A 14,062-nucleotide genomic window follows, 5' to 3' on the forward strand; every position below is an offset into this window, starting at 1 on the left:
ATAACTTCTGAGAGCCTCGAGCCCACGGACATGAGTCTGACATCGCCCCTGTTTTTTGCCTTTCTTGCCGCGGTCGTTGTGGCCTTTCACATCAGTGAATCGGTCGGCTATCGACGGTTCGTGCTTGGGGCCGCGAATGCGATCTTCATCGCAAGCTACTTGAGCGACGTCACGCAGGTGTTGCCGCTGCTCGCCTTCCTGGCACTCGGCTATGTCTGTGTATCCGCGCTTTACCTGCGCCAGTCGCCTCTGGTGCTGACGGCGGGCGTCGTCGCGATCCTTTGCTGCTACGTGTTCCTGAAGCGGTTCTCCTTCTTTGAAGGGTTGGGCCAACTTCCGTTCCCGTATCTGACGGTCGGGCTTTCGTACATCCTGTTCCGCATCCTGCACATCATGGTGGATGTGCGATCCGGAGATCTCACCGAGCGAATTGGTCCGCTGGCGTTCCTTCGCTTCACCTGCAACTTCCTGTGCTTCGTCTCCGGCCCGATCCAGCGCTATCAGGATTTCAACGCGATGGATGGGAAGGCCGCAGTCCGGCTCGACGCGTCGGTGGTTTATGCGGCGTTTTCCAGAATCGCGACCGGCTACGTGAAATTTGTCATCATTGCCGCGACCGCCGACTACGCCTTTACGTTTGTGAGTCCGCATCTGCTGCAGCCGGCCGGCCTTTCGTTCCTCAAGCTGTGCGCTGTCTATGCAACGGTCGCTTCGCTCTATACGGTCTATCTCTATTTCAATTTCTCCGGCTACATGGACATCGTGATCGGCATCGGAACCCTGCTCGGGCAAACGTTGCCGGAAAACTTCGACAGGCCGTTTTCGGCGCGCAGCTTCCTCGAGTTCTGGCAGCGCTGGCACATGACGCTGTCGCAATGGTTCAAGTTCTATCTCTTCAATCCCCTCCTGATGTTCCTGATGACCTGGCTGCCGTCACCGGCGCTGACGTCCTATCTGGGCGTTCTCGCGTTCTTCATCACGTTCGGCGTGATGGGCGTCTGGCACGGCACGACCGCGGTCTTCGTCATCTACGGCCTCCTGATGGGCGCCGGCGCTAGCATCAACAAGCTCTGGCAGGTGGCGTGCACCGAACGCCTCGGCAAGAAGCGCTATCGCGCGCTGACCGAATCCACCGCCTACATCTATGTCGCGCGTGGCCTCACGGTCGCCTATTTCGTGCTGGCACTGACCTGCCTCTGGGTCCCCGAGCTGCCTCAGTTCACCGCTCTGCTGGCGCGGCTCGGCTTCGCCGGTGTGGTCGCAACCTTCGTCGTGGTGGCGGCGGCGTTCGGGATCGCTGCGCTCATCCTGGATGTCGTCCAGGCTCGTCTTCGCATCCCCGTTACTCTGTCGGCGATCCGGAGCGGCGAGATCACCAGAAATCTGCACTTGGCAGGCAAGATGATGGCGATCGTCGCCGTCGCGACCCTGCTGCACAAGGCTCCGGACTTCGTCTACAAGGCGTTCTGAAATTGAAATACATCCTTCGACAGTCGGCGTTCACCTTGTTGTCGTTCGCCTTTCTATATGTGCTGCTCGCCGGCGCGTCGTTCCTCGTCTTTCCGGGCCCATCGAGCGCCGGTCCGCGGGATTTCCAGGCCGCGGGAGAAACGCTCTACATGACAGTTCCCAAATATGTCTTCCTTGGCCGCAGCGTGCTGGCCAACCCGGATCGGAAGATCATTCTGGTGGGAGCATCGAATACCGGAGTCGGATTCCGGCAGAAGCTCGTGCAGTCGAAACTCGCCTGCGCCAAGGTCAGCAACCTCGCGATGGGGGGCGCCAACATCACCGAGGTCAGGCAGGTGATCGATCTTGTCCACGATGTGCAGACCGATCAGGAGCGCCGGCAAAATACCTTCGTCATCGGCATCTGGTTCGGCATGTTCATCGATTCGGATGTGAAATTTGCCGATGGCGACCGCCATCGCGGCGAGAGCGATATCGATATCGAACGGTACCGCTACGGCTTCTATCGTCGCACGCCCGACGGTCCGGTTGCGGTGTTGCCACCGCAATGGCTGGACGCGGGTGTCATGGCGATCCGGCCGTTCCTGCTGCTCGAGAAGGCCGCGCGCGAGGCCCGGGCCGGCGTCAATCTCGTGATGACCGGCCGCACCAGCGCCCAACGCACCGACGACGAGCGCGAAAGCGTCGTGATGACGGAGGCGGACAAGCAAAAGGCGTTGCAATACTGGACGGAGACCATGGGGCGCCCCAACGACATTGCTCCAGGCCAGGTCGACGTCCTGAAAAAGACCATCCAGGCGCTGCTGGATTCAGGAGAGAAGGTCGTGCTCGTCGACCTGCCGATCCCCGCCTGGCATCGCGATGCAAGCCCGTATGAACCGAGCTACCGGCTGGCGCTGAAGGGCCTGCTTCAGGAATTCGGCGATCAGCCGAACTTCGCCTCGCTGAGCATGGACGACCTCGACAACGACCTCGACTATTCGGACGAGGTGCACGCCAAGCGGCATCTGGCCGATGTCTGGTCGATCAGGCTGGCGAAGACGCTGGATTCGTTCCTCTGCCAGCAGAAGCCCGACAACGCGCCACGGGTCACCACCGTGCGCTCTTCGGAGGGGTGACAGCGGTTCCGGACAACTGACCGGCACGCAATCCGCGCGCCGCGCGCCACCACAACTCAGTCGACAAAGGAAGACGCAAATGGAGAAGGCCGAAGTCTACAGCAAGCTCACCGCCGTTTTTCAGGACGTCTTTGACGAGGACGACCTTGCGCTGACGCCGCAAACCACTGCCGACGACGTCGATGGCTGGGACAGCCTGTCTCATATCCGCCTTGTGCTGGCCGTATCGAAGGCCTTCGGCGTGAAGTTCTCGGCTTCCGAGATCGGCGGCCTCAAGAATGTCGGCGAGTTCGCCGACCTGATCGAGAAGAAGGCGTAACGGCGCGTGAACCACCCGGCGAACCACATCGCGTCAGCATCGGACGTACTGGCCTTCCATCACCTCGGGCTTGCGGTCGCCGCCCCGGAGGAGGCCTTTCGTTACCTGGCGTCACTCGGCTATGTCCCGGGAAACTCCGCTTACGATCCGATACAGCGGGTCAACCTCGCCATGCGGCATCACCCGGTGATGCCGGATGTCGAGGTGATCTGGCCGGGCGACGGCCCCTCCCCCATCGACAAGCTGATCAAGCGGACCGGCACCATGATCTACCATTTGTGCTACGCCTGCCCCAATGCCGAACGCGCGCTCGATGCGCTGGCGGCGTCCGGGGTCGAGATCGTGCCGGTCGGCACGCCCGCGCCGGCGATATTGTTCGGCGGCCAGAAGGTCTCGTTTCACCACGTTTCCGGTTTCGGCCTCATTGAGCTTCTCGAAACCGACATTGAACCTCAGGCGACGATTGCATGAAGACCGCTTACTGGGTACGCCGCTTCAGTCATGTCAGCCGCATTCCGTGCAGCCTGACGCTCGCTGCCCTGCTTGTCGCAGTGCCGGCACAGGCTCAGGTCGTCGGCTTCGGACGATCGTCGGCGCCAATGTACGGAGGAACCGGCGTGTCGCCGATGCCCGCGAACCCGTTCCCGCCGATGAAGGGTACATATGCGCCGCCCCATAAGGCGCCGGACGGGACAGCCTGCATATCGGTCCATCCGTCGACGCATCCGCAGGTCATCAATCCGAAGATCATCGATCAGATCGTGACCTTGAACAACGCTTGCGGCCAGTCCATCAACGTTCAGGTCTGCTATGCCGGCAGTTCGGACTGCATCAAGGTTGCACTGAGCGGCTACCAGAAGCTGCAAAGGATCCTCGGGATCTCGGCGGGCTCGACCGCATTCCGCTACGAGTACCGCGAGCTCTATTGATGGCGCAGTCAACACCACCCGCAGCCCTTGTCGGGTCGCACGATGCTTGCCCGCCGACGCATGTGGTCACTCATGACATCCTGACGGAGATCTACCGCGCCGAATTCAGCATCCTCACTCGAACCGGGCCTTGAGCGCATGTCCAACACCACTCAGGCAATCGTATTCGGAGGTGCCGGCTTCATCGGAACGCATCTGATGAACCGGCTGGTCGCATCCGGGCAATACCGGCGGGTCGTTGCCGCCGACATCGGCAAACCGAGAACCCTGGTTGCCGGCGTCGAATATGTCCATCACGATGTCCGCGAGCCGGTCGACCCTAAGCTCGCACGCGGCCTGCCTGCCGACATCTTCAATCTGGCGGCGATCCACACGACACCGGGCCACCCGGACGGCGAATACTACTACACCAATGTGCTCGGAGCGGTGAACGTGTGCCGGTTTGCCAAGGAAACTGGCAGCCGGAATATCACTTTCACAAGCTCGATATCCATTTACGGTCCGAGCGAAGCCCCGCTTGACGAAGACTCGCAGCCCGCGCCGGTCAGCGCCTACGGACGTTCAAAGCTATCGGCCGAAGCCATCCATCGTCTTTGGCAGTCAGAGGACGCGGCAAGACGACTCACGATCGTTCGCCCCGCCGTTATCTACGGCCTCTATGAGGGAGGCAATTTCACGCGGCTGTCGCGGCTGCTGCAAAGACGGGCTTTCGTCTATCCCGGCCGAACCGATACCATCAAGTCGTGCGGCTATGTGAAGGACCTGGTGTCGTCGATGCTCTTCATGGCGGCACGCAACGATGGCGTGTCGGTCTACAATTTCTGCTACGAGCACCGCTACACGATCAGCGACATCTGCGCAGCGTTCACGCAGGCCGCCGGCTACAAGAAGCCAACGCTGACCATTCCGATATGGTTCATGAATCTCGCCGTCCTTCCGTTCGAGGTGCTGCACAAGGCCGGCATCAAGACCGGGATCAACCGCGAACGCATCCGGAAGTTGTGGTTCTCAACGAACATCCTGCCGAAGCGGTTGGTCGCCAGCGGGTTCAAGTTCGACTACGACGTAACGAGCTCGCTTCACGAATGGAAGCACGACTCCGGCATCGGCGATTTCGATTGATCACCGCGCGATCTCTAACTGGTCTCTGACAGGCCAAGAACGTCCTGAAGTACGGCTTGGTCGACGACAGTTGGCGACGATCCGCCTCGGCTTGGCGTTCTCTTCCTCGAGCTGACGCTGCCGCTTTCACCTCCGTCGGCATCCAGCCCGCCACACTTCGTTGCGCCAGTTGTAGAACGTCGCGTCCCTGATCTCCGGCTGGCCGGAGACCTTCTCGAGACCTTCTCAACCGATACCCATCCTCGCCTGTCGGGCGGTGCGAAAGTTCCCATGTCCACCCATGGAACCCGGACCTCGCGCGCGGTACCGCCACTGAAAAGAGCCACTCCGGTCACAGCTTTGGCCGCGCGTCCTTCTGATCGTATTTTCTTCTACTTGCTCGCCTGTCGTCTTTCGTTCGACTTGTTGTTGTACGCGGCCGGCTATGCGCCGACGACCGGCACGAGAATTGCTCGGTTTGACCGGAACCGCAGTCGACCAGCGATAGTGCCCCGCGACCCAAGGCAAGTTCCGCAAATGTATGATGCACCGCACTCTTGCTGACACATTTGTTTGGCACGTTCGAGGGGCTGATGCGTTCAGCGTGGGCCAATTTTTGCTCACTTCGGCGCGGCACAATCCAGGAACTCAAGTCAGGTAGACGAGCCGGATGCTCCAAACTCGAATCACACCCCCTCGCGAGATCGAATCTCCCACGCAAGAGTCGGCTTCGCTGGAGCAGACGATTTCTGCCGCGGTCGCGCTGATCGGCCGCCAGTACCCTGTGATGATTTTCGTGATGTGCCTGTGCATCGGTCTGGCCGGCGTCTATTTGGTGACCGCACCGAAGCGATATACCGGCACCGCCGTGCTCCTGATCGACAGCCGCAAGATGCAGGGCCTGCAGACCCAGCAGGCAACCACCGCCGACAGTTCGATCGACTCGGCCATGGTCGACAGCCAGGTCGAAGTGCTGAAGTCCGAGACCATTGCGACAAACGTCATCAAGCAGCTGCACCTGCTCGATTCGCCTGAGTTCACCGGCGAGGAAGCTGGGCTGCTCTCCAGCGTCTCGAACCTGTTTTCCTGGATGTTTCCGGAACAGCGCCCGTCCGAAGCCGCATTGATGCGTATCGCGATCGGCAAGGTGCTCGGCAACCTCTCGATCAAGCGCGTCGGCCTGAGCTATGTCATCGAGATTTCCTACCAGTCGCGCTCGCCCGACGAGGCCGCACGTATCGCGAATGCGGTGGCCGAAGGCTACATCAACGATTCGCTGGAGTCGAAATATCAGGCGTCACGGCGCGCGGCGGTCTGGCTACAGGATCGGCTGAAGGAACTGCGGACGGAGGCATCCACCGCAGAACGCGCCGTCGTCGACTTCAAGGCGAAGAACAACATCGTCGATGCCGGCGGGCGGCTGCTGACCGAGCAGCAGCTGGCGGAGATCAACAGTTCTCTGACGCAGGCTCGCGCACAGCGCGCCGAAGCGCAGGCCAAGCTCGAGCGGATCACGGCAATTCTGAATTCGGACGACGGCGACTCCAAGGTCATCCTGAATGATCTGGCGACCGTGACCGACACCATGAACAATCCGGTGATCACCAAACTGCGGCAGACCTATCTCGATTACGCGGCGCGTGAGGCCGACTGGTCCAATCGATACGGACCGACCCACCTTGCGGTCGTCAACCTGCGCAACCAGATGCGCGAAATCAGGCATTCGATCACCGATGAGCTGCGGCGCACGGCCGAGGTCTACAAGAGCGACCTCGCGATTGCGAAAGCGCGCGAGGAATCCAGTCAAAAGAGCCTGAACGATACAATCGCGTTGTCCAATGGCACCAATCAGGCACAGATCGCCTTGCGCGATCTGGAGAGCAATGCACAGAGCGCCCGCGCGCTGTCGGACAACTTCCTGCAGCTCTACATGGTCTCGGTTCAGCAGCAATCGTTTCCGATCACTGAAGCGCGCGTGATCACGCAGGCGTCCAATGCTCCCAACAAGACATCGCCCAAGACGACCCTCATTCTGCTGGCGACGCTGATCGGCGGGGCAATCCTCGCAGGGGGCGTCGCCGTGCTGCTCGACATGATGGATCGGGTGTTCAGAACGGTGTCTCAGGTCGAGCAGTACCTCCACACTAGCTGCCTTGCCTCGATCCCGACGATCGGCAGCGAGCAGAACGCGCGCCTGGCCTCGCATCCTCTGCTGTCCAGAGCAGGACGGCTGTTCAACAGGCGAACGAAGAAACCGCAGCCAGCGGCACCAAAGCCGGTTGCAGCGGCAGCTTCGGGTCTGCCGCTGGGAAAACCCGAACTCAGGTCAAGACACCCGCAGCCACATGGCGATCGTCTATTGGCGGCCGACCAGAGCGTCGGCAGATACGTGATCAACTCGCCCTTCTCGCGCTTTGCGGAGGGCTTCCGTTCGATCAAGCTTGCATGCGATCTCAGCAGCTACGGATCGTCCAACAAGGTGGTGGGCATTACCTCCGGGCTTCCCAATGAGGGCAAATCCACGGTCAGCGAGGCGCTGGCCCAGACCGTTGCACAGAGCGGCTCCCGGACGCTCCTGATCGACGGTGATATCCGCAATCCAAGCCTCACCGCGAGGCTGGCGTCCTCCGCGCAGGCCGGCTTGATCGACGTTGTCCTGGGCAGGGTCGATTGGACGGATGCGGTCTGGATCGATCCCCAGACCAATCTTCATTTCATGCCGTGCGTTGTGACCTCACGCTTCTCCAATTCCAGCGACGTGCTGGCCTCGCAGCAAATGGAACGATTGTTCCAGCATCTGAGGGAGCACTACGATCGCATCATCCTCGACCTCAGCCCGCTCGCACCAGTGATCGACGTTCGCGCCACCGGGGCGCTGGCGGATTCGTATATTCTGGTCGTCGAATGGGCCAAGGCCAAGGTCGACATTCTCGAGCGCGTGCTGAGCGAAGCCCCTGTCGTCCGCGAACGCATGCTTGGTGCAGTCCTTAACAAAGTGAACATGGCGGTGATGAGCCGCTACGACATCTACAGCGCCGGCTACTACCGCAATCGGTACTACAAGCGGTACGGCTACGTCGACTAGCGCTTGATCCGGCGAAGGGATAGACCCGATCATCCGGGCGGCCAATGAGACGACGCGCCGTGGGCGCGGACTCATTAGTGCGCAGCCAAATTCGGATTGATGCGAGTTTGACGAGCGCCAGATAGTTGGCTGCGAGCTTGTCATATCGGGTTGCGACGCGCCGACATTGCTTGATCTTTGTTGAAGAGCCGTTCGATCAAGATAAGCGCGCGATACAGATAGGGGTTGAAGCTGCTTCCGACGCCATAGCGGACTTGGCCGGACTTGCTACTGGCTCGCCCCGGTCGCGAATGACCCATCTGAGACATCTGCCGACGCGCAGCATCACTTGTCGTGCAACACTTGCGGAATCCACAGTGATGGCGACAAGTATGTGAAACATGGGCCATGCATGTACCGTCGCGTGGCGCGTGATAGCGCCTCCTCAGCCCGCTGAAGGGCTTGAGGCGTCTGCGCGTCAAGCAGCATCGCCAACCGCACGCTAACTTCGCCCGATATCAAGCGGGATTCTCCAGTTGAGATTGTGGCTGAACAGTTCCGGGCACGGAACAAACCCGCGACAGACAGGCGCCCTAGCCGAAAGGATGAGTCGTGGTAAACTAAACCAAATTCGTGGTAAACTAGATTAAATTGTCAGATTCAATTTCATTCGGTAGCAGCGCCTTGGACATCGTGATGCGATGGTCCCGGCGCAGGGCCGCGCAAATTGCGACACCGGGCAAGATGCCTCTCAACGTTGCCTAGGATGAAGTCATGGTCACCGATCATACTTTCCGACACAGCGCGCCTGTCATCAATTTTGAAAAGGATTGCACGCTTGCTGCGACAAGGTCGGGAATCCCCGAAGCCGTCCTTGTGATCGCCACGCGAAACGAGATCACAGCAGCCGGAATGAAAACCGTACTGCATGCGGCCGGTTACCGTGTGGCGGCGCACTGCTCATGCGAAGATGACCTCCTGCGTTCCCTGGATGCCTACCGCCCGGATATCATCATGCTGGCCGAAACCATTGCCGGACGGGACGCCATGAGGGTGGTGTCGCGACTCCGCGCCTGCGACTGCTCTCTGGCGATAATCTTTCTGGTGGAGGAGCACCACGCGATTGCGGCCTCGGATCTTCTGGTCCTTGACGTGGAGGGGATTCTGTCGAGCGGCGTCGCCTGCGCCAAGAGCTTCATCGAGTGTGTGCAGAGCGTGCATCATGGCAGGAAGTGGATCGACCTAGACTTGTTGCGCCAGCTCGCGATCGCGGAACGGTCCTCCGCAATTACGCGCGCACTGACGTCGCGCGAAGCTGATATAGCCCATCTCGTATCGCGAGGCTTGCACAACAAGCAAATCGCCCGCGTACTCGATTTGTCCGAAGGCACCGTCAAGATGCACTTGCATCACATCTACGGGAAGCTTCAACTTGAGGGCAGAACGCAGTTAGTGCTGTCGATGACTGGAGTATCGGGCCCCGCGGGAGAGCCGACCCCTCCTGATCTCGTGGCCGTTGCAAGGCGCTAACCGAGTGGGTTAGCCGAGGGATTCCGCCTGCCGAAGCCCGGGATCCATGACTCCCAATACAGACCGGGAAGAGGAGATCCGGGGGCCCGCGTTGGTGCTCCCGGCTTTACTACGAAACGTCTCTTCGCAAACCCTATCGCGTCCGCGCTGCCGGCGTTCGCCAGCACGTTGGGCTGCACTCCCGGGGCTGAGCTGCCTGCCAGCGGCCTATATCCATCGATTACTATCGAAGGAATGCTATCGAGGTGCGAATAGACGCGCGCGCGCATTTCACGGTAACGCTTCGATGGCCCGCTACGTCGGCAGCCGGATCAGACTTACGCCAGGCGTAATGGTCGGTGAAAGCTTCGGTATCACTCTCAACAGGAGGGTAACCATGTCACGAGCCGCTTACCTGTCGCTACTTGCAGCGATCACTTCATTCGCACTTGCCTCGAGCGCTGCCCTAGCGGACAGCACAAACGGGAATAAGACCGGATTTAACACGACGTCTACAACAACGACCACGAGCGGTCAGGGTGGAAGCGGCAATACCTGCAACGACAATCCCGGGTGCACTACAACGACCTCCACCACGACCACTACACAGAATAACGGTGGCAACAACAGCTCTTCAACTTCATCGTCGACATGCGATGGCCCAGCGGGGCAGTGCAAGTAGGCCGCTCGGCACATGGTATCTTACTGCTTGCGAATAACGCCAAGATGGGCGTCGTGGGTCACACAGCCTTAGGTTCCATCAAGATGCTCTAGCGAAACAGGAGGAAATCCATGACACGGCTGATCTCTGTTCTCGTGCTAGTAGGTTCAGTTGCCTCGAGTGCTGCCCTCGCGGATAGCACTAACGGAAATAAGAACGGATTTACGACGACGACAACCACCACCCAGGGCGGGAGCACCAATACCTGCAACGGCAATCCAGGGTGCACTACAACGACCACCACGCAGAACGGGGGCGGAAACAACAGTTCATCAACCTGCGACGGCCCAGCCGGGCAGTGCAAGTAACGCAGAAAACGTGATCTGATCAGCGCTGTGGTCGAGGCGTCAAGCCGCGGCCACGGCACTGGCTCAATAGGCGGTGGGCACCAGCGATGTGGAAGCCGTTGGTGGTTTTCATTGGTTCGATCGGGATTGGCCTCCCTGCCGCGATCATACTTGCAGCAACGGAGACGAAGGAGCTGTCGGAGACTCAGCCGACCCCGTATCGGCTCGCTGAGGTCAGTCGTGGGCCCGCCGTAACCAAGGTGCTGGCGGCGGGTACCATCCAGCCCGTCGTGAGCGTTGTCGTTGGTTCGCAGGTATCGGGCCAGGTTCAAGAGATCCTGGTCGACTACAACGATTCAGTCAAAGAAGGGCAGCCTATTGCGCGGCTCGATCCGCAGCTCTTTGTCACGCGTGTGGAACAAGCACGGGCCGAGGTCGATGTGGCGAGACAGGCCGTGCGGATTGCGATGGACGAGGTGGCGACTGCGGAGGCCGCCGGGAACAGCGCAGCGGCCGAGCGCAACAAGGCGGAGGCGGAAGTCAAACGCGCCGAGGTCGTTGCGGACAACGCCTTGCGCCGGTTCGAGCGCAAAACTCAGCTGGTAAAGAGCGGCTCAAGTTCGGTCAGCGATCTCGACGATGCTCGCACCGCCCATGAGGCAGCGGCTGCAGATGTGGAGTCGATCAAGGCACAGTTGGCGTCACAGCAAGCCCGTGCACAGGAGGCCGGTGCTAAACTTGGCGTGGCGCGCTCCCGCGTGGCTCACAGCGAAGCGCAGGTCCGGCGCAGCGAGGCGGCATTGCGGCAAGCTGAAGCCGATTTGGAACGTACCGTGATCCGTGCGCCGATGGACGGTGTGGTCATCGAGCGGAGCGTTACAGCGGGCCAGACGGTCGCCGCCAGTTTTCAGGCGCCAACGCTGTTCACAATCGGTGATCTTAGCGCAGTTTCGATCGAGCTCGCCATTGATGAGGCCGACATCGGCCAGATCGCTCTCGGCCAATCGGTCACATTCTCAGTAGACGCATACCCGAACAAAGCCTTCGATGGCCGTGTTGTGCAAATTCGGAAAGCTCCGCACACGCAAGACAGCGTGGTGACATACACCGTCGTCGCATCCGCAACGAACGAGGGCCAGCTACTGTTTCCCGGGATGACAGCCAAGGCCGAGATCATCACCGACGTGAGACCCGATGCCCTGCAGGTTCCCAGCGCCGCCCTCCGCTATCGGCCGCAAGGTATCGTCGAACCATCTGGATCGCATGTTTGGGTTTTTGATCGTGACAGCATCCATCCCATCGCCGTGCGAGTGGGTCTTAGCAGCGGCGGCTTGACCGAGATCGTTGGGCCTCTTCGAAAAGGGACGACGATTATCGTCGGCAATCTCGTGCAGGAAGCCCACCGGGATACTGTGACGCAAACGCTCCGCCTGATGCTAGCGAGTTGGACCGGATGGGTGCGCGCTGCGGTGGCCGAACGAGCCCGGTCTTAGGAGGCTGAGTGTGCCCGGGTACGTCATTGAGGGGGATAGGCTGAGCAAGCACTACCGTTTGGGGGGGCGCACCGTGATCGCTCTCGATGATGTCTCGCTGGTGGTCGAAGCAGGGGACTACGTTGCCGTTACCGGTGCTTCGGGCTCCGGCAAGACGACTCTCATGAAAATCCTGGGCTGCCTGGAACGCCCCAGTAGCGGACAATATCGCCTCAGCGGCATCGATGTTGCGGGCCTGACTGCGGACCAGATGGCAGAAGTCCGCAATCGCGCCATCGGCTTTCTGTTCCAGTCCTTTCTGCTGCTGCCACAGAGCACCGCCGTTGAGAACGTCGAGATGCCGCTTGCCTATGCGGGGGTGTCGCGGTCGGAACGACAAAGGCGGGCGCGCGCTGCGCTGGCGAGCGTCGGATTGGCCGATCGCGAGGATCACCGGCCCGGGCGCTTATCCGGCGGGGAGCAGCAACGGGTGGCCCTCGCGCGGGCCGTCGTTAACCGCCCCAAACTCCTGCTCGCGGACGAGCCGACCGGAGCGCTCGACGGTGCCTCGGCGGGCGAGGTGATGCGCCTCTTCGCCGAACTCCACCACTCGGGTGTTACGATCGTGCTGGTGACCCATGACATGTCCATCGCGGACCACGCCCGGCGCGTGTTGCGCTTCAAGCTGGGGCGGTTGGAGACGGAGGAGATGATTGCTCGATGAGGCTCGCGACAACACTGGTACCAGCGCTACATGCGCTCAGGGTGCATCGACTTCGCACCGGACTGGCGCTGCTTGGCATCTGTTTCGGTGTTGCGGCGATAGTACTCATAGTCGTCCTGGGTTCGACCACCCAGGCGAAACTCGACGCAGAGATCAGGGAGCTCGGGGCCGACGTGCTTCTCGTGCTGCCTGGCCCAGCGCGCAGCAAGGGAGCCTGGAGCACCAAGGGCAAGCCGGCGGTGACCGAAGCGGACGGCGATGCGATCGCGCAGGAAATCTCGGGGCTCGTCGCAGTGGCTCCCGCCCTGCGCGGATCGACGCAGGTGGTCGCCGGAAACCGTAACCAGTCCACTACGGTGCGCGGAGTTACGCCAGGCATGTTCGAGGCACGGCCGTGGCCGCTGACAACAGGGCGACCACTCGTCGAGGAGGATGTCCGGCGATCAGCCAAGGTGGCACTACTCGCGCATGGAATCGCGAGAACCCTGTTCGGCGATGAGGATCCGAGCGGCCAGGTTGTCCGCATCAAGCAGATTCCGTTCGTTGTCGCCGGCGTTCTGGAGGAGAAGGGGCATAGTCTGGACGGCGACGATCTCGACAACCAGATCTTCATTCCCATCACGACCGCCCGTAAGCGTGTCTTGGGCTTCTTCCGGGGCCACCCGACAGCCGTTGGAGGGATCACGTTGCGAGTGGCCAATACGGCCGAAATGGAGCAAGCGAGCGCAGGTGTGCGCGGTCTCTTGCGCGAACGTCACCGCATAGGACGCAACGATCTCGACGACTTCGTCGTGCGTGACCTGGCGGCCGCACAGCGCGCGCAATCGCAATCGGCCTGGCTTACCACATTGATGCTCACAGGAGCAGCGGCGGTCTCCCTCGTCGTCGGCGGCGTTGGAATCATGAACGTGATGCTCGTTTCGGTGAGTGAGCGCCGACAAGAGATCGGGTTGCGCATGGCAATTGGCGCGCGTCGTCGCGAGATCGGCTGCCAGTTCTTGATCGAAGCCGGCCTGCTTTCGCTATTGGGGTCAGGAGTCGGCGTGGTGCTGGGAGTGTGCGGCGCGCTCTTTTTCGGTGCTGGGCCAGCAATCGAGCGTCCGGAAACGGGGCTGGCCATTCTATGCGCGGCGGGCGCGGCAACGCTGATCACCATCGTGTCCAGCCTCTATCCGTCGCGAAAAGCAGCCCGTTTAGACCCCGCCGAGGCACTGACCCAAGGCTGATGCAAACTTGATGAGCGCGGTTTTCATCGCGCTCAGATGGACGGCGCCGATGCGACTCCTGGACTTTCACTGTTCCCACGTGGGCGGACCAGACGAGCTCCTGGATCAGCGGGCTGGTGCGA

General features: G+C 60.9%; 11 protein-coding genes and 1 pseudogene. 11 read left to right on the forward strand and 1 reads right to left on the reverse strand.

Features of this window, described 5'->3' with window-relative positions; all coding sequences use genetic code 11:
• Nucleotides 1-30 precede the first annotated feature (30 nt).
• The 7 genes from MTX19_RS25130 to MTX19_RS25160 all read left to right on the forward strand — a co-directional run bounded on the left by MTX19_RS25130 (nt 31) and on the right by MTX19_RS25160 (nt 8,022).
• On the forward strand, nt 31-1,470 hold the full coding sequence (locus MTX19_RS25130; protein ID WP_280979791.1) for an MBOAT family O-acyltransferase: 1,440 nt from the start codon (nt 31-33) through the stop codon (nt 1,468-1,470).
• A 2-nt stretch (nt 1,471-1,472) separates the two neighbouring features.
• Entirely contained in the window at nt 1,473-2,588 is a 1,116-nt protein-coding gene (locus MTX19_RS25135; RefSeq protein ID WP_280979792.1) for a hypothetical protein, read from the forward strand.
• 79 nt (nt 2,589-2,667) lie between these two features.
• Nucleotides 2,668-2,907 (forward strand): acyl carrier protein, encoded by a 240-nt coding sequence (locus tag MTX19_RS25140; RefSeq protein ID WP_280972472.1) that lies wholly within the window; start codon nt 2,668-2,670, stop codon nt 2,905-2,907.
• A 6-nt stretch (nt 2,908-2,913) separates the two neighbouring features.
• Entirely contained in the window at nt 2,914-3,378 is a 465-nt protein-coding gene (locus MTX19_RS25145; protein ID WP_280985514.1) for a VOC family protein, read from the forward strand.
• Nucleotides 3,375-3,836, forward strand: coding sequence for a hypothetical protein (locus MTX19_RS25150; protein ID WP_280979795.1), 462 nt, complete (start codon nt 3,375-3,377; stop codon nt 3,834-3,836). The genes MTX19_RS25145 and MTX19_RS25150 overlap by 4 nt, the downstream gene beginning before the upstream one ends.
• 138 nt (nt 3,837-3,974) lie before the next feature.
• On the forward strand, nt 3,975-4,958 hold the full coding sequence (locus MTX19_RS25155; RefSeq protein WP_280979796.1) for an NAD(P)-dependent oxidoreductase: 984 nt from the start codon (nt 3,975-3,977) through the stop codon (nt 4,956-4,958).
• Between the two features lie 649 nt (nt 4,959-5,607).
• Nucleotides 5,608-8,022, forward strand: coding sequence for a polysaccharide biosynthesis tyrosine autokinase (locus MTX19_RS25160; RefSeq protein WP_280985515.1), 2,415 nt, complete (start codon nt 5,608-5,610; stop codon nt 8,020-8,022).
• A gap of 79 nt (nt 8,023-8,101) precedes the next feature.
• Here the strand turns inward: MTX19_RS25160 and MTX19_RS25165 are convergent.
• Nucleotides 8,102-8,200 (reverse strand): annotated as a pseudogene (locus MTX19_RS25165) (IS5/IS1182 family transposase); the annotation flags it as partial.
• A gap of 575 nt (nt 8,201-8,775) precedes the next feature.
• Between MTX19_RS25165 and MTX19_RS25170 the strand changes: the two are divergent.
• The 4 genes from MTX19_RS25170 to MTX19_RS25185 all read left to right on the forward strand — a co-directional run bounded on the left by MTX19_RS25170 (nt 8,776) and on the right by MTX19_RS25185 (nt 13,940).
• The gene (locus MTX19_RS25170) at nt 8,776-9,531 is read left to right on the forward strand and encodes a response regulator transcription factor (protein ID WP_280979799.1); all 756 of its coding nucleotides are present in this window, start codon (nt 8,776-8,778) and stop codon (nt 9,529-9,531) included.
• A gap of 1,109 nt (nt 9,532-10,640) precedes the next feature.
• Nucleotides 10,641-12,011 (forward strand): efflux RND transporter periplasmic adaptor subunit, encoded by a 1,371-nt coding sequence (locus tag MTX19_RS25175; RefSeq protein ID WP_280979800.1) that lies wholly within the window; start codon nt 10,641-10,643, stop codon nt 12,009-12,011.
• A 73-nt stretch (nt 12,012-12,084) separates the two neighbouring features.
• Nucleotides 12,085-12,714 carry an ABC transporter ATP-binding protein gene (locus tag MTX19_RS25180; protein ID WP_280979801.1) on the forward strand — a complete coding sequence of 210 codons (630 nt, stop codon included), beginning with the start codon at nt 12,085-12,087 and terminating at the stop codon, nt 12,712-12,714.
• Nucleotides 12,711-13,940, forward strand: coding sequence for an ABC transporter permease (locus MTX19_RS25185; protein ID WP_280979802.1), 1,230 nt, complete (start codon nt 12,711-12,713; stop codon nt 13,938-13,940). Before MTX19_RS25180 ends, MTX19_RS25185 begins: the two co-directional genes overlap by 4 nt.
• Nucleotides 13,941-14,062: the final 122 nt, after the last annotated feature.

The organism is Bradyrhizobium sp. ISRA464, assembly GCF_029910095.1.
Classification (GTDB): Bacteria; Pseudomonadota; Alphaproteobacteria; order Rhizobiales; family Xanthobacteraceae; genus Bradyrhizobium.